The sequence below is a fragment of the Massilia sp. 05N420 genome (assembly GCF_056397205.1).
On record NZ_JBFTMX010000027.1, the window covers coordinates 16,993 to 33,040 of the forward strand.

13 protein-coding genes are annotated in these 16,048 nt (G+C 66.0%); 6 read left to right on the forward strand and 7 right to left on the reverse strand.

Features of this window, described 5'->3' with window-relative positions:
* The first annotated feature begins 12 nt into the window (after positions 1–12).
* Genes egtD through AC1DIX_RS17810 form a run of 3 tightly spaced genes read left to right on the forward strand, consistent with a single transcriptional unit; the run spans position 13 to position 3,224 of the window.
* Positions 13–1,032, forward strand: coding sequence for an L-histidine N(alpha)-methyltransferase (egtD, locus tag AC1DIX_RS17800; RefSeq protein ID WP_477250655.1), 1,020 nt, complete (start codon positions 13–15; stop codon positions 1,030–1,032).
* A 21-nt stretch (positions 1,033–1,053) separates the two neighbouring features.
* Positions 1,054–2,289 carry an ergothioneine biosynthesis protein EgtB gene (gene egtB / locus AC1DIX_RS17805; protein WP_477326154.1) on the forward strand — a complete coding sequence of 412 codons (1,236 nt, stop codon included), beginning with the start codon at positions 1,054–1,056 and terminating at the stop codon, positions 2,287–2,289.
* A complete protein-coding gene (locus tag AC1DIX_RS17810; protein WP_477326156.1) occupies positions 2,286–3,224 on the forward strand; it encodes a YihY/virulence factor BrkB family protein in 939 nt (312 codons plus the stop codon). The genes egtB and AC1DIX_RS17810 overlap by 4 nt, the downstream gene beginning before the upstream one ends.
* 94 nt (positions 3,225–3,318) lie before the next feature.
* Here the strand turns inward: AC1DIX_RS17810 and AC1DIX_RS17815 are convergent, their stop codons facing one another.
* Positions 3,319–4,953 (reverse strand): DUF4214 domain-containing protein, encoded by a 1,635-nt coding sequence (locus AC1DIX_RS17815; RefSeq protein WP_477326158.1) that lies wholly within the window; start codon positions 4,951–4,953, stop codon positions 3,319–3,321.
* 180 nt (positions 4,954–5,133) lie between these two features.
* Here AC1DIX_RS17815 and AC1DIX_RS17820 point away from each other — a divergent pair, with 180 nt between their 5' ends.
* The gene (locus tag AC1DIX_RS17820) at positions 5,134–5,958 is read left to right on the forward strand and encodes a YdcF family protein (RefSeq protein WP_477326160.1); all 825 of its coding nucleotides are present in this window, start codon (positions 5,134–5,136) and stop codon (positions 5,956–5,958) included.
* On the opposite strand, the gene AC1DIX_RS17825 is transcribed toward AC1DIX_RS17820, so the two are convergent.
* Positions 5,942–6,808: a cupin-like domain-containing protein gene (locus AC1DIX_RS17825; protein WP_477250658.1), complete on the reverse strand. Its 867-nt coding sequence runs from the start codon at positions 6,806–6,808 to the stop codon at positions 5,942–5,944. The two genes, AC1DIX_RS17820 and AC1DIX_RS17825, sit on opposite strands and share 17 nt — an antisense overlap.
* Positions 6,808–8,496, reverse strand: coding sequence for a 2-isopropylmalate synthase (leuA, locus tag AC1DIX_RS17830; protein ID WP_477326162.1), 1,689 nt, complete (start codon positions 8,494–8,496; stop codon positions 6,808–6,810). Before leuA ends, AC1DIX_RS17825 begins: the two co-directional genes overlap by 1 nt.
* Before the next feature lie 506 nt (positions 8,497–9,002).
* Here leuA and AC1DIX_RS17835 point away from each other — a divergent pair.
* Positions 9,003–9,215 (forward strand): hypothetical protein, encoded by a 213-nt coding sequence (locus AC1DIX_RS17835; protein WP_477326164.1) that lies wholly within the window; start codon positions 9,003–9,005, stop codon positions 9,213–9,215.
* Between the two features lie 127 nt (positions 9,216–9,342).
* Here the strand turns inward: AC1DIX_RS17835 and selD are convergent, their stop codons facing one another.
* Together selD and senB are read right to left on the reverse strand one after the other, a co-directional pair.
* Positions 9,343–10,395: a selenide, water dikinase SelD gene (gene selD / locus AC1DIX_RS17840; protein ID WP_477326166.1), complete on the reverse strand. Its 1,053-nt coding sequence runs from the start codon at positions 10,393–10,395 to the stop codon at positions 9,343–9,345.
* A 10-nt stretch (positions 10,396–10,405) separates the two neighbouring features.
* A complete protein-coding gene (gene senB, locus AC1DIX_RS17845) occupies positions 10,406–11,374 on the reverse strand; it encodes a selenoneine biosynthesis selenosugar synthase SenB (protein WP_477326168.1) in 969 nt (322 codons plus the stop codon).
* Positions 11,375–11,415: 41 nt separating this feature from the next.
* On the opposite strand from senB, the gene senA reads away from it, so the two are divergent.
* Positions 11,416–12,618, forward strand: a complete 1,203-nt coding sequence (senA, locus tag AC1DIX_RS17850; protein ID WP_477326170.1) for a selenoneine synthase SenA — start codon at positions 11,416–11,418, stop codon at positions 12,616–12,618.
* Positions 12,619–12,703: 85 nt separating this feature from the next.
* On the opposite strand, the gene AC1DIX_RS17855 is transcribed toward senA, so the two are convergent.
* Both AC1DIX_RS17855 and AC1DIX_RS17860 read right to left on the reverse strand, forming a co-directional pair.
* Positions 12,704–14,236: a DEAD/DEAH box helicase gene (locus AC1DIX_RS17855; protein ID WP_442123178.1), complete on the reverse strand. Its 1,533-nt coding sequence runs from the start codon at positions 14,234–14,236 to the stop codon at positions 12,704–12,706.
* Between the two features lie 409 nt (positions 14,237–14,645).
* Complete coding sequence (locus AC1DIX_RS17860) at positions 14,646–16,016, reverse strand: transglycosylase SLT domain-containing protein (protein ID WP_477326172.1); 1,371 nt, start codon at positions 16,014–16,016, stop codon at positions 14,646–14,648.
* Positions 16,017–16,048 lie beyond the last annotated feature (32 nt).

The following is a 16,048-nucleotide window of genomic DNA, read 5'->3' on the forward strand; positions in this document are numbered from 1 at the left end:
AGGGGCTCACCGATGTCGAACCACCCGACGCAGGACCAAGCCGACGGCGCGCCGATGCCGGCCGCCGATACCGCTGTCGACACCTCGGCCGGGGCCCTGCGCCTGCGCGCCGAACTGGACGCCGGGCTGCGCGCCCGCGAAGCCTGCATCTCGCCCAAGTTCCTGTACGACGCACTCGGTTCCAAGCTGTTCGAGGCGATCTGCGAACTGCCCGAGTACTATCCGACCCGCACCGAGGCCCTGATCTTCGAGCGCCACGGCGCCGAGATCGCGCGCGCGGTCGGCCAGGGCAGCACCCTGATCGACCTCGGCGCCGGTAACTGCGCCAAGGCCGCGCGCCTGTTCCCGCTGCTGCACCCGGCCCAGTACGTGCCGGTCGATATCTCGGCCAACTTCCTGCAGGACGCCGTCGAGCGCCTGCGCCAGCGCTTCCGCCACATCGAGATGAACGCCCTCGGCATGGACTTCTCGGGCGGCGACTGGCAGCTGCCGGACATCGTGCGCCGCGAGCGCCGCCTGTTCTTCTATCCCGGTTCCTCGATCGGCAACTTCACGCCGGACGAGGCGCTGGCCTTCCTGCGCCGCGTGCGCGCCCAGTGCGGCCCGGACGGCGGCATCCTGATCGGCATCGACCTCGCCAAGGACCGCGCGGTGCTGAACGCCGCCTACGACGACGCCCTCGGCGTGACGGCCGCCTTCAACCTGAACGTGCTGCGCCACGCGAACCGACTGCTGGGCGCCGACTTCGACATCCGCGCCTGGCGCCACCGGGGCTTCTACAATGAACGCATGGGCAGGGTCGAGATGCACCTGGAAGCCAGGACCACCCAGCTGGTGAGCTGGCAGGGCGCCTGCCGCCGCTTCGAAGCCGGCGAATGCATCCACACCGAGAACAGCTACAAGTACCGCCCGGCCGCCGCGGTCGAACTGCTGGAGCAGGCCGGCTTTGCCGCCTCCGGCATCTGGACCGATGCGCGCGCCTGGTTCGCCGTGATCCACGCGCGGGCGATCCGCCCGGGCGCCATGCACTGATCCCCCGAGACGGAGGAAATCATGGGAGCGAACGAACACCGCCAGGCCCGCCAATTCGAACAGGTGCGCCAACGCTCGCTGCACCTGGCCGAACCCTTGTCGAGCGAAGACTGCTGCGCGCAGTCGATGCCGGACGCCAGCCCGATCAAATGGCAYCTGGCCCACACCACCTGGTTCTTCGAGACTTTCATCCTGGAGCCGCACGAGCCGGGCTTCCGGCCCTTTCATCCGGCTTTCCGGGTGCTGTTCAATTCGTATTACAACGGCGTCGGCGCCCGGCACCCGCGGCCTCAGCGCGGCCTGCTGACGCGTCCCGCCTACGACGAGGTGCTGGCCTGGAGGCATGACGTCGACGCCCGCATCGCCTGCCTGCTGCAGGCCGCGCCGCAGGACGGCGAACTGGCCCGCGAGCTCGCGGCGCTGGTGGAACTGGGCATGCAGCACGAGCAGCAGCACCAGGAACTGATGCTCACCGACGTCAAGCACCTGCTGGCGCAGAACCCGCTGGCGCCGGCCTACCTGGCCTCGCCGCTGCCGGAATCCTGTCCGGCGGGACAGCTCTCCTGGCTGGACTTCGACGGCGGCCTGGCCGAGATCGGCCACCGCGGCGCCGGCTTCAGCTTCGACAACGAACTGCCGCGCCACCGCCAGTACCTGGCGCCCTTCCAGCTGGCCTCGCGCCTGGCGACCAACGGCGAATACCTCGAGTTCGTCGAGGCCGGCGGCTACCGCGACCCGGCCCTGTGGCTGTCGGATGGCTGGGATCGGGTCTGCGGCGGCGAGATCGAACAGCCGCTCTACTGGCGCCGGGAAGAGGGAGGCTGGATGGAGTTTACGCTGCATGGCATGCAACCGCTCGATCTGGCGCGTCCGGTCACCCACGTCTCGCTGTACGAGGCCGACGCCTACGCGCGCTGGCGCGGCGCCCGCCTGCCGCTTGAGGCCGAATGGGAATTCGCGGCGCGCGACGTCGCCATCGCCTGCGGCGACCTGCATCCGCGCGCGGCCGGCAGCGATGGCCTGGCGCAGATGTTCGGCGAATGCTGGCAGTGGACCGCCAGCAGCTACGCGCCGTATCCGGGCTATGCGCCGGCGGCCGGCGCGCTGGGCGAGTACAACGGCAAGTTCATGGTCAACCAGTACGTGCTGCGCGGTTCGTCCTGCGCCACCCCGCACGGCCACGCGCGCGCCAGCTACCGCAACTTCTTCCCGGCGGGCGCGCGCTGGCAGTTCACCGGGATCAGGCTGGCCCGATGAAGGTGACGCGCGGCCTGCGCCTGCGGCTCCTGAACCGGCGCGCGAACCTCTACATCCTGGGCCATCCGCTGGAATTCGCCCTCGGTGTCCTGAAATGCTTCCGCGCCAACCAGGGCCTGCTGCTGGCCGGCGCCGTCGCCTATTACGCGCTGCTGTCGATCGTGCCCTTCCTGATGCTGGTGGTGGTGGTGCTCTCGCACTTCCTGAACGAGGCCGAACTGCTGCTGACCATGCGCCGCTACCTCGAGCTGCTGCTTCCCGGCCAGTCGGGCGCCATCGTCACCGAGGTCGCCCACTTCCTCGACGAGCGCGACCTGATCACCTGGGTGCTGGTCGCCACCATGCTGTTCTTCAGCTCCTTCGCCTTCACGGTGCTGGAAAACGCCATGAGCGTGATCTTCGTGCACCGCGTGGCGGTGCGGCGCCGCCACTTCCTGGTGTCGGCGCTGCTCCCTTACTGCTACATCCTGGCGCTGGGCTTCGGCGTGATGATCGTGACCCTGGTGGCCGGCACCCTGCAGGTGATCGGCACCGAGAGCGTCAACCTGTTCGGCTACAGCTGGTCGCTGCACGGCGTGTCGGGCGCCTTGCTCTACCTGCTGGGACTTGCCGGCGAAATCCTCGTGCTGACCTCGATCTACATGGTGATGCCGGTGGGACGGCTGTCGCTGTCGCACGCGCTGGTGGGCGGCGTGACCGCGGCCCTGCTGTGGGAGATCGCGCGCCATGTGCTGGTCTGGTACTTCACCACGCTGTCGAAGGTGAACGTGGTGTACGGCTCGATGAGCACCGCCATCGTGGTCATGTTCAGCCTCGAGATCGGGGCCGCGCTGCTGCTGTTCGGGGCCCAGGTGATTGCCGAGTACGAGCGGGTCGGACAGCAGGGAGGGGCGAGGGGCGAGCCGAAAAAGATGGAGACGCGGCCGCAGGAATGAACGGCGGCCGATGCACCGCCACGCCGACGACCTTGCTGGCCTTGTTTGGCTTGCGAGGCTCCAGCAGTGGAGCCTCGTGCTACTCAGCCGCGAATCAGAAATTGCAAGTCAGGTCGCCGGCAACCGGCAGTGCCGAACTGCCATTCGACGTGTTGCCAATGATTGTGGTGTTTTGTATGTTGTCTGTCACAATTGCCGATCTGGTTGGGCACTTGGCCAGGGGATCCTGGGCGACAGTCTTTGTATAGGGCGAGTAGTTCAGGCTGTTGTTGGTGACAGATGTATTCTTTGCGTACCCCACACCTATGCCAACTTGCATGGTCGTTGGAATGCCTGCATTGGTGTTGTTGCTAACCTCGCCTCCGTTAATATACGAGGTAAGGTTGTTCCATGGACGCCGTCCCGCTGAAATTCCGATTTCGAAGCGAGTGCCTTCGGCGGCAAAGAAAGTGTTTCCAGAGAATGAAGCTCCGGTAAAGTCGCGCACGATCGGTGTCGAGCCCGCATAATAAAACGGCTCGTACATCATTGCGGCAAATGTGGAGACGCCGGTCGAGATGATGAGATTGCCGGTTGCTTTGCTGGCTTGGACATTCTGAAGCCCCGCAGTATAGAATTGAATGATCGCTACGTCGCTGGCATCCATTACCGTATTGTTCGCGATCGTGGTGTCGGCACATTTGGACGTAATGCCGTCGCTAAACGGATAATAATTCTGACCGCCATAATGAGTGTTCGAGTAAGCAGTTAGGATATTGCCGCTGACGCTGACGTGGTTGCATGCGACCCCTGTCGGCTCCGATCCGTCGATGCCGATATTCGTTCCCCCAACCGGCGTGTCGAATCGGCTGTTGATGACGCTGGCGTTATTCCCGCTGGAAATCAGAACGCTATAGCCCACCTTTGTGTAGTTGATGGTGGTGCCGTTGACGATTTGGTTGCGCTGCCCTGCCACCCAAATGCGATCCAGTACTGCGCCTGGCTGTGTACCAGTGGATCCATACATCACAATGGTGGAGTCTGAGAAATTGGCTGACCGCACAATTCGCGCCATTTTTGCGTATTGGCCACGTACGATATTCCCGGCAGTTGTTAAGGTGACGCCAGCCGGGATAAAGATCGTTTGATCCGCATAAACGACCGTACCTTGCGGCAGGCTCACAACCTTGTTCGCACCGTTATTTGCCGTATTGATCAATCCTTGCAGCGTGGCGGCAGACATGGAACTGGCGCCGGCGTCAAGTGGAATCGCTGGTTGCTGTCCCCAGGTATACAACGTGTCTTGTCCAATCGGAATCGGTGCGCAAATTTTGTTATTGCGTAGATTCGCAAATTCGCTGCTGCTAACGAATTCGTTAATGAGCGACGTGATCGGGGAGCCGGAATCCAGCAAGGAAGCATAGTATTGGATGGCGCTCGCGCTTTCCGGTTCGCGGTTCAGGATGCCCCGGTACAATGTGAGTATCTTCTCCTTGTTGGTGTACGCGAGGTTATTGTACTCAGAAGAAGTGTAGACGTTGATCGCGAGACTGGCGAAGTCGAGTGAAGTGCAGTTGGATGGGGTCGCGAGAAACAGAGGATTCGCCTTCCACGTTCCAGGGTCGGGAGCCCGGCCCAGACCCTCGGTATATAGTCGGGAAAGGAACTGTGCCGTCGTCGCCCCTGCCGGTGCGGCGAAGGAACAAATTCCTACGAATATGAAGCCGGCTTTAAGTACTTTTGCAAACATTGGTGAACTCCTTTTCTGATATCGACGTTTGGACGTTATCGCTTCTGCGCGGTGTGAAGCGCAGGAAGCTCTATATTTCCACAAGGAAATAGAAACGAGCTCTCCAAATGTAACAAACGTCAAATAATTTAAAGATTTATTTCCATCCAAGGCTCGCCACTGGCCAAAAATTGCCATTCCATGACCCTCACGCCATTGCTCGACCTGCTCAACGCCATCCCGCGCGACCTGATCCTGCCGCCCGCCAACCTGTTCCTGCTGATCCTGATCGGACTGGCGATCTGGCACCGCTGGCCGCGCGCCGGACGCATCGTCGCCGGCACCGGCCTGGCGCTGCTGGCCTTCCTGTCGACCACCGCCGGCGCTTCGCTCCTGGTCAGGCCGCTGGAAGGGATGACGGCGCCGCTGCTGGCGCCGGAGCGCGCCGGCGCCCAGGCGATCGTCGTGCTGGCGGCCGGCCGCCTGCAGGATGCGCCCGAATACGGCGGCCGCGACATCCCCGACTACCTGGCCCTGGCCCGCCTGCGCTATGCGGCCCACCTGCAGCGGCGTACCGGATTGCCGGTGCTCGTCAGCGGCGGCCTTGGCGCCAAGGCGGTCCAGTCCGAAGGCAAGGCCGGCGCGGAGGCCCTGGCGGACGCCATGGCGATCGCGCTGCGCGAGGATTTCGGCGTGCCGGTCAGGTGGATCGAGCCGCGCTCGCGCGACACCTTCGAGAACGCGGCCTACAGCGCCGCGATGCTGCGCCAGGATGGCGTCAGGCGCATCCTGCTCGTGACCGATGCGATGCACATGCCGCGCTCCCGCAGCGCCTTCGAGCGCGAAGGCCTGGAGGTGGTCAGTGCGCCCACCATGTTCTTCGGCGACCAGGCGCGCTCCCTCGGTTCCTGGGTGCCGAGCGCCGAGGGAATGCGGCGCTCCTGGTATGCGGCGTATGAACTGCTCGGCATCGCCTGGTACCGGCTGCGTTTCGCCGGCGGCCCTGTACTCAGGCGCCTTCCTTGAGAGCCAGCGGCACCCCGCGCGCCCAGCGGTTCGAAGATAAGGAGAAGCTCAGCGCCCGGACCTGGTGATACCAGCCGGCCGGCACGTACAGCATGTCGCCCGGCTCGACCACCACCTCGACGATGGCGGCCTGGCGCGCCAGCGGGAAGGCGACGAAGTCAGGCGCTTCCGGATCGAAGGGGGAGCCGAACAGCACCGGGTTGGCTTCGCGGGTGTAGAGGAAGGCGTCGTGGTGGGGCGGCGCCAGGAAGATGCGCTTGCTGCCCCAGATCTGGGCAAAGATATTGTCGTCGTAGTCGCAGTGCAGCGGCGTGACGGTGCGCGCCGGGCCGAGCCAGAAGCGCGGCGGTCCCATGCGCTCGAACCAGGACGGCCAGTGGCACATGGCGTTCAGTTCGCGCAGTTCCAGGTTGCCGACGTAGGGCGGCAGCTCGCTGTCGGGCGCCGTGCCGAGCTCGAGGTAGTCGCGCAAGGACATGTCCCGCATTGCCCGGTCGGGGGCGAAGGCGGTGGCCACGTAGTCGCCGACGCGTGCACGCACGGGCACGTCGCCGAAGCGCTCGCGCAGTGCATCCGGGGTCAGTGCGCGCAGGGGCCAGCGCTTGACCGCGCCGGCGATCAGGAAAGGCAGGCCCTCGGCGGCGCGGGCGCGGAAGCCCGCGTTATCGAGCCGGCCGACGCGCGGTACTTCACGGATGAGCGGCAGGGCGCGCGAGGCCTCGCGGATCGCTTCGCGCATCGCCTGGATCGACGATACGCCGCGCACCTGCGCGGCCTTCCGCTCGCGCACCGCCGCCGGCTGCAAATCCAGCCGCGGCGGCAAGCGCCTGGCAGTCGCCTCCGAACCCATCAGGCCGCGCGGGCCACCGGCTGCTCGCTGGCCATGGCGATGTGGCGGTTCACGGCCGACAGCACGGCCTTGAAGGAAGCGGTCACGATATTGCTGTCGATGGCGGCGCCGAACAGGGTCGGGCCGTTCCCGAGGCGCAGTTCGACGTAGCAGGCCGCCCTGGCGTCGGCGCCCGAGCCGATCGCGTGCTCGTGGTAGTCCATCAGGCGGATGTCGAGGCCGAGTGCGCTGACGAAGGCGTCGATCGGGCCGTTGCCCTGGCCGTGATGGCTGGCGGTCACGCGGTCGTGCTCGACCGAGACATCGATGTCGACGCGGTGTTCGCCTTCGCTGTCCTCGGCCATGCGGTGCGAGACGTAGCGGTAGGCCGGGTTCTCCTGGTCGAAATATTCGCGTGCGAACAGGGCGTGGATGCTCGATGCCGCGACTTCGGTGCCGGTGGCGTCGGCATGGCGCTGGACCACGCGCGAGAATTCGATCTGCAGGCGGCGCGGCAGCTCGAGGCCGTATTCCTGCTCGAGCAGGTAGGCCATGCCGCCCTTGCCGGACTGGCTGTTGACGCGGATGACGGCGTCGTAGCTGCGGCCGAGATCCGCCGGGTCGATCGGCAGGTAGGGCACTTCCCAGATCGCGTCGCTCTTCTGCACCGCGAAGCCCTTCTTGATCGCGTCCTGGTGCGAGCCGGAGAAGGCGGTGAACACGAGGTCGCCCACATACGGATGGCGCGGGTGAACAGGGAGCTGGTTGCATTCCTCGACCAGTTGGCGCACCGAGTCGATGTCCGAGAAGTCCAGGCCCGGGTGCACGCCCTGGGTGTAGAGGTTCAGCGCCAGGGTCACCAGGTCGACGTTGCCGGTGCGCTCGCCGTTGCCGAACAGGCAGCCTTCGACGCGGTCGGCACCGGCCATCACGGCCAGCTCGGCGGCGGCGACGGCGGTGCCGCGGTCGTTATGCGGGTGTACGCTGATGACCAGGCTGTCGCGGCGCTCGAGGTGGCGCGACATCCATTCGATCTGGTCGGCGTAGACGTTCGGGGTGCTGGCCTCGACGGTCGAGGGCAGGTTGACGATCATGGGGGCGTCCGGGGTCGGCTGCCAGGTTGCGCTGACGGCGTCGACGATGCGCTTGGCGAAATCCAGCTCGGTGGTCGAGAAGGATTCCGGCGAATACTCGAAGCCCCACCGGGTTTCCGGATGTTTGGAGACCAGTTCCTTGATCAGGCGGGTGCCGTTGACGGCGATCCGCACGATCTCGTCCTGGTCCATGCCGAACACCACGCGGCGGAACACCGGCGCCACCGAGTTGTAGACGTGGACGATGGCGCGCTTGGCGCCGATGCAGGATTCGACGGTGCGGCGGATCAGTTCATCGCGGGCCTGGGTCAGCACGATGATGCTGACGTCGTCGGGGATGCGGTTCTCTTCGACCAGCATGCGTACGAAGTCGAAATCGGTCTGGGACGCCGAGGGGAAGCCGACTTCGATCTCCTTGATCCCGATCGCCACCAGTTTTTCGAAGAAACGCAGCTTCTTCTCGGGGCTCATGGGCTCGATCAGCGCCTGGTTGCCGTCGCGCAGGTCGGTGCTCATCCAGATCGGCGGCTGGGTGATGACGCGGCTCGGCCACTGGCGGTCGGCCAACTGGACGGCGGGGAAGGGACGGTATTTGGCGGCGGGATTGGTCAACATGGTCATACTCCTGGATCTATCGCGAATTGTTCAGCTGAAGCGGGGTGCCTGGATCGGCGGTGTGGCGTTGGCTGCCGGACGGGCCACATGACGCGAGGCCCGGCAACCGATCGCTAGCTTTAGCGCCGCTCTACGCTTCGAGCGCGAGCGGAACGGCACACGGCTGGTGCGGATCGGGTGAGAGGTGAACGTGGTTTCGGAGTGCATCGGTACGACTTCCTTGGGGCTACGGGTTCCGGCGGAGGGTGGCCGGGTACGGGTACGGCGGCTTTTCAGGCGCGTAGTAGCAGGCCGGCCGGCAGTAGGGCGCCGGTCAGCGGTAGGAGGGTCGACAGAGGCAGTTGGGAGAACATTTCTTCACTCTATGTGAATATTGTTTGGTCTGTCAAGCGTTTATTGGCTTGTCGTTTGGTTGCCACGCAAAAGTTTCTCAAAAGATTGTTGAGATCACTCAAAGCCTTTGGACGCCAAGGTGGCACATTACACGCTCCTTACCGGGAGTTACCATGGATGACATCCTGTTCCTCGGCCTTCCGCTTGCCGTCGCGCTGGCGCTCGCCGCCTTCGTGCTGGGCCTGCTGGGCCTGGCTTGTGTGCTGGTATCGCTGGGCCGGCCGGCGCCGCTGCGCATCCGTGGCGACAGCGAATTCCTCCATCCCGCCGAGCTCGACGCCCGGCCGAGCCGAAACGCATCCGGGAAGGCATCATGCCAGTCCTGAACGGAAACTGTTACTGGGAGGGGAGGCGCAGGCGCCGTCGGCGCCGGCCTGAAAGATCCGAAGGCATTGATCCCGGCGCCGCTCATCGGAACGCGACGCCGGGCTGTTCAGCGTCTAGCGGCCCTGCTCAGGCAACCTTTACACGCGCGGCACCCGCCTCCATGCGGCCGATGACGGCTGCATGGCCGAAGCCTTCGCGCGCAAACAGGGCCAGCACCTCGTCGACGGTTCCCGGGTCGCAGGACACCAGCAGGCCGCCGGAGGTCTGCGGGTCGGTCAGCAGCACGCGCTGGGTATCGCCGACGCCGGCGCCGAGCTCGACGTCCATGCCGTAGGCGTCCCAGTTGCGGCCGGAGGCGCCCGTGAAGTAGCCCTCGTGGGCCAGCTGCTCGACGCCCGGCAGCAGCGGGATCTTCGCCATGTCCAGCTGTGCGCTCAAGCCGGCGCCGCGCGCCAGTTCCAGCAGGTGGCCCAGCAGGCCGAAGCCGGTGACGTCCGTCAGCGCGTGCACACCCGCCAGTTCCGCCAGCGCCTTGCCCGGCTTGTTGAGCTTCGTGGTGTTGGCGATCATGGCCGCATAGCCTTCGGCATCCAGCTTGTCCTTCTTCAGCGCCGCCGACAGCACGCCCACGCCCAGCGGCTTGCCGAGCACGAGGACGTCGCCCGCGCGGGCATCGGCATTGCGCTTGACCTTCGAGGGATGCACCAGGCCCATCACCACCAGGCCGTAGATCGGCTCGACCGAGTCGATCGTGTGGCCGCCGGCGATCGGGATGCCGGCTTCGGCGCAGATCGATTCGCCGCCCTGGATGATCTTGCCGATCGTCTCCAGCGGCAGCTTGTTGACCGGCATGCCGACCAGGGCCAGGGCCATGATCGGCGTGCCGCCCATCGCGTACACGTCGGAGATCGCATTGGTGGCGGCGATGCGGCCGAAGTCGAAGGGATCGTCGACGATCGGCATGAAGAAGTCGGTGGTGGCGATCAGGGCCTGCTCGTCGTTGAGCTTGTAGACGGCGGCGTCGTCGGCCGTCTCGATCCCGACCATCAGTTCTTTCGGCACCGGGAAGCCGTTCGACTTCTTCAGGATCTCGGACAGCACGCCGGGCGCGATCTTGCAGCCGCAGCCGCCGCCGTGCGAGAAGGAGGTCAGTTTGATGGCTTGGTCAGGAGTAGTCATGGATGGCTCGTCAAGGATTGCGTAAAAGGAGATTATCCACCAGGTCGAGCAGTGCCGCTCGTTCCCTGGCAGGGGCAAACAGCCGGCGCCGCGCCGCGCACTGGCGCAGCAGTTTCGCATGGAAGCGCTCGTCCATGCTGATGCGGTCGATCAGGCCGGCCAGCGCGGCGGCGTCCCCGAGCGGAAAGAAGCCGGCGTAGTCTTCGCCAAGCATGCCGCGGTTGCCCGGGATATCGGAGGCCAGCACCGGCACGCCGCTGGTCACCGCCTCGATGATCACGTTGGCGCCGCCCTCCATGCGCGAGCAGATCGCCATCGCGCGGCAGCGGGCCAGCCGTCGCCGTGCGGGCATGTGGGGCAGGGCGCCCAGCCAGCGGTAGCGCGGCGTGTTCGCCTGCGCCGCAAGCGCGGCGTCGGCAAGTTGCGGATCGAGGGCGCCGCCCACGTGCAGCAGGCGCACGCCGGGACTGCGCACCAGGGCGGCCGCGCGCATGAAGGTGAGGGGGTCTTTTTCTGCGCGCAGGTGGCCGATCATGGCGATGTCGCGCGTGCCCGCGTGCGGGCGTGCCGGGTGCAGCATCGGCGCCGACTGGCAGATCACATGGGCCTTGGCGCGCGAGGACGCGTCCAGTTCGTCCAGACCGCGCGGCTGCAGCACCACCAGCGCGCCGGCGTGCGCGAGCGAGGCGCGCGCGACGGCGTCTTCGTGGATGTCGCGATAGAGGTCGGTGCCGGTCAGGACCAGCAGGCTGGGGCGGTCCGGGTGCGCCGCGGCGAACGCGGCCAGGGCGCCGGCGGAGCGGCGCGCGTGCAGGGCCACCAGCAGGTCGGGGGTGGGCTGGCCGCTGTCCCAGCCGCGCGCCACCGTCACCTTGCCGCGTGCGCCGAGGAAGCGCATCCAGCGGCTGGCGGTTTGCCAGTTGCCGTTGTTCTCGCGGGCGGAGGCGGGGCTGACGATCAGGATGTGGGGACGCGCCATCGGCTCAGGATAAATTCTGCAAAACGATCGTAGAATGCCGCATGGACCAACACGACCCATCGTTCCGGCACGCCGGACCCGGCCGGCTGGCCGGCATGCTGCGGGATGCCCGGCATTATACGCTCGCGCTGTTCGATACCCTGGCGGAGGCGGGCTATGCCGACAGCGCCCGCGTGCCGCGCCTGGGCATCATCAATCCACCGCTGTGGGAACTGGGCCATACGGCCTGGTTTGCCGAATGGTTCGTGGTGCGCCGGGCCGCCAGCAGCCGTCCGGGCGACGCCTTCGGCCACAGCCTGCTGGCGCGCGGCGACGACTGGTTCGATTCGAACCTGGTGGCCCACCGCACGCGCTGGGCGCTCGACCTGCCGGGCACGGGCGCGATCCGGACCTATTGCGCCGAAGTGCTGGAGCGGATCCAGGAAGGCCTGGCCGGCGAGCCGGTCGACGATGCCGCCCTCTATCCCTACCGGCTGGCGCTGGCGCACGAGGACATGCATGGCGAAGCCCTGCTGTACACGATGCAGACCCTCGGCCTGGGCCTGCGCAGCGAGATGAGCGGAACCATGCCGGCGCCGCCGCCACAGGCCGGCGAGATCGGCTTCGGGGGCGGTGTTTTCCTTCGTGGCGGCGACCAGTCGCGCGGCTTCGTGTTCGACAACGAGAAGGCGGCCGCGCGGTGCCGCGTGGCCCCGTTCGCGATCGATGCCGCGCCGGTGACGAATGCCCGCTACCTGGCTTTCGTCGAGGATGGCGGCTACCGGGATGCGGGGCACTGGAGCGAGGCGGGCCGCGCGTGGCTGAAGGAGTCGGCGCGTTCGGCGCCGCGCTACTGGCGGCGCGGCGGCGACGACGGCTGGCAGCAGTTGCGCTTCGGCCGCCGCGTGGCGCTCGCCCCGGACGCCGCGGTACGCCACCTGAACCTGCACGAAGCCCAGGCCTTTTGCCGCTGGAGCGGGCGGCGCCTGCCGACCGAGGACGAATGGGAGTTCGCGGCGCTGTCCGGCCATCCGGATTTCGCCTGGGGCAGCGTGTGGGAATGGACGGCTTCGCCCTTCCTGCCTTTCCCCGGCTTCGCGCCGGACCGCTACCTCGAATATTCCGCGCCCTGGTTCGGCAGCCGCCAGGTGCTGCGCGGCGCATCCTTCGCTACCCCGGCGCGCCTGCGCAGTCCGCATTTCCGCAATTTCTACACGCCGGAGCGCGACGACATCTTTGCCGGTTTCCGTACCTGCGCGCCCTGAGTACGGACGAAAAAAAAGCTGCCGAAGCAGCTTTTTCTTGAAGGGCTGCCGAAGCAGCCTTTTTGACACTCACACGATCCGGAGATCAGCGATCGCCGAAGGTGCGGCGGGCGTTGTCCGCCGAACGCGGGTGCGAGGAGCGGAAGCCGCCTTCGCGCGGGGCGCTGGCGCTGTCGCGGCGCGGGCCGCCTTCGCGGTTGTATGCGCCGGCCGGACGGGTTTCGCGGTTGTAGCCGCCTTCGCGGCGCTGGCCTTCGCCATCGGCGCGGTAGCCACTGCCTTCGCTGCGGAAGCCGCCTTCACGCGGACCGGAGCCCGGCTTGTGGAAGCTGCGCTGGCCCGGCTTGCCCGAACTGTTGCGGCCGTCGCCCGGCTTCCAGCCCGGACGGTTGCCCGAACGCGCCGGTGCCGAACGCTTCGGCTCGAAGCCTGCGACCACGTCGACCGGGATGGTCTGCTTGGTGAAGCGTTCGATGCGTTTGACGTTGATGCCTTCCGCATGGTTCACCAGCGAAACGGCGATACCGTTGCGGCCAGCGCGGCCGGTACGGCCGATGCGGTGCACATAGTCTTCCGGGAACTTCGGCAGGTCGTAATTCACCACGTGGGTGATGGTCGGCACGTCGATGCCGCGGGCGGCGACGTCGGTGGCGACCAGCACCTTCACCTGGCCGCGGCGCATGCTGTCCAGGGTGCGGTTGCGTGCACCCTGGTGCATGTCGCCGTGCAGGGCGGCGGCCGCGAAGCCCGCGATGTTCAGGCGGTCGGCGATCATGTCGGCGTCACGCTTGGTGGCGGTGAACACCACGGCCTGGTCCAGCGTTTCGTCGCGCAGCAGGTGGTCGAGCAGGCGGTTCTTGTGCGACAGGTCGTCGACGAAGTGCACCTTCTGCACGATGTTCTCGTGGCGCTTGGTGCCGCTGGCGATCTGGATCACCATCGGGTCCTTGGTGATGCGGCGGGCCATGTTGCCGACCACGCCGTCCAGGGTGGCCGAGAACAGCATGGTCTGGCGCGAATCGGGGGTCGCGGCGACGATCTTCTCGATGTCTTCGATGAAACCCATGTCGAGCATGCGGTCGGCTTCGTCCAGCACCAGGATCTCGAGCTGGGAGAAGTCGATCTTGCCGGACTCCATGTGGTCGATCAGGCGGCCCGGGGTCGCCACCAGGATTTCAGGATTCTTCGCCAGCAGCTGCATCTGTTTCGGGTAGGGCATGCCGCCCAGGATCGAGACGGCGCGGATGCGGCGCATGAAGGCCGTGTACTGCTCGGTGGCGCTGGTGACCTGCAGGGCCAGCTCGCGGGTCGGGGTCAGGACCAGCATTTTCGGCTGGGCCGGCTTGAAACGGACGCGCTCGCCACGCGCTTTGGCGGCTTGCGCTTCCTGGGCCGGGGTACGGCCGATCGGGGCCGCTTCCTGGTTGGCGAATTTGTTCAGGGCCGGCAGCATGAATGCCGCGGTCTTGCCCGAACCGGTTTGCGACGAGACCAGCAGGTCGCGGCCGGCGATGCCGGCGGGCACAGCCTGCTCCTGCACCGGGGTCGGCTTTTCATAGCCGGCAACCGACACTGCTTTGACGATGGACGTGTGTAAGCCTAGTGCTTCAAAACTCATTGTGTTCTTTACTCTCGGTATAAATCGGTGAGCGCTACGCTATTCAACAGCGGAACGCGAAATAGCAACGCGAGCCAACAATACGAAATGACTCAGAAACGAAAGAAATTTCGGCACAAAAGCTTTGCGCCGGGATGGTGCCTTTTAACAAACGGCACACAGGGCGGGGGGGCTTTATGGAAAGGTATCTTTCTACGATACCTGGGCTTGCGAAGCTTGCTAATTGTCTTGCTACGGTATTACCGGTGCATTGCCGCGACGACGTGTACGCGAACGCGTTTTGCAACGCACAAACGACACTATACCGTATTTTCGCAAAGCGTGCACGGCCTGCGCGTATCGTGCAGGCCGGCTTGCGGGGAGGTTCATGCCGCAGTGCAGCGACGCAGTGGAAGGCTGCCCGGGGCGCTTAGCGGTGCTTGCGGCCGTGCGAGTTCAGCGCCGGCTTGTTGCCGCGCGAAACGCGGGCCTTGATCTCGGCCACGGCGTTCGCCGCGCTGGCCTTGATGCGCTGGGCGCCGCTGAGCTTCTGGCCCTTGCGCTTGCTGTCGCCGCGGTCCGCTTCGAGGGCGATCTGGGCGTTGTCGATGATGTTCTCGGCGATGTCCGAGGCGGTCGAGGTACTGGTCTTCGGCACCAGGATGGTCGAACCGGCCTTCAGGCGCATCTGCGGCGGGATGTTGTTGGCCTGGCGGATGACTTCCGGCGTGGTGCCGAACTTCGAGGCCAGCGAGGCGATCGTTTCGCGGGCGCCGGTGATCTTGTGGGTGGTCCAGGACGACAGCGCGTGACCCCACTGGGCCAGGTTCAGGTGAAACTTCTCGGCGTTTTCCTTCGGCAGCAGGATCTTGGTCGATTCGCCGGTGATGACAGGCTTCTTGAACTGCGGATTCAGGGCCTTGAACTCGTCGATCGACATCTCGGCCAGCTGGGCGGCCACGGCCAGGTCGATGTCCGAGGTCTTGTCGACGGTGGTGAAATAGGGCTGGTTGTCGATCACCGGCAGGCTCACGCCGTACTGGCCGGGATTCGCGATGATGTTCTTGACCGCCTGCAGCTTCGGCACGTAGTTGCGGGTCTCGGCCGGCATCAGCTCGGCCAGGCTCTCGAAGTCGGTCGGCTTGCCGGCCGCGCGGTTCTTCTGGATCGCCTTCTGGACATTGCCTTCGCCCCAGTTATACGCAGCCAGGGCCAGCTGCCAGTCGCCGAACATGGTGTACAGGCGCTGCAGATAGGTGAGGGCGGCGTCGGTCGAGGCCAGCACGCCGCGGCGCTCGTCCTTGAACATGTTCTGCTTGAGGTTGAAATCCTTGCCCGTGCCCGGCACGAACTGCCACAGGCCGGACGCGTCGGCGGTCGACAGGGCTTGTGGATTGAAGGCGGATTCGATCACCGGCAGCAGCGCCAGTTCGGTTGGCATGCCGCGCTTTTCCAGCTCCTGCACCACGTGATAGAGGTAGAGCGAGGCGCGGCCCGAGGTGCGCGCCAGGTAGTCCGGACGGCTGGCGTACCACTGGATGTGCTTGGCGACCAGGGCGTTGTCGACGTCCGGGATCGCGTAGCCGCTGCGGATGCGCGCCCACAGGTCGGGGTCTTTGTAGTCGTCGGCCTTGACCGCCGTCAGGGAGGCGGGCAGGGCCGGCCTGGCGATCGCGGCGCTGCTGATGCCGGAGGAACTTTGCGTGATCGTGCTCGGGGCACTGTCGGCGGCGTGGCTGATCGCGGGAGCCAGCAGGATCGCGAAGGCCAGGGCTTGGGTGGTGCGAGTCGTTTCGTACATAGCTTTCCAGTGTTGCGTCCAGGAACGGTTAG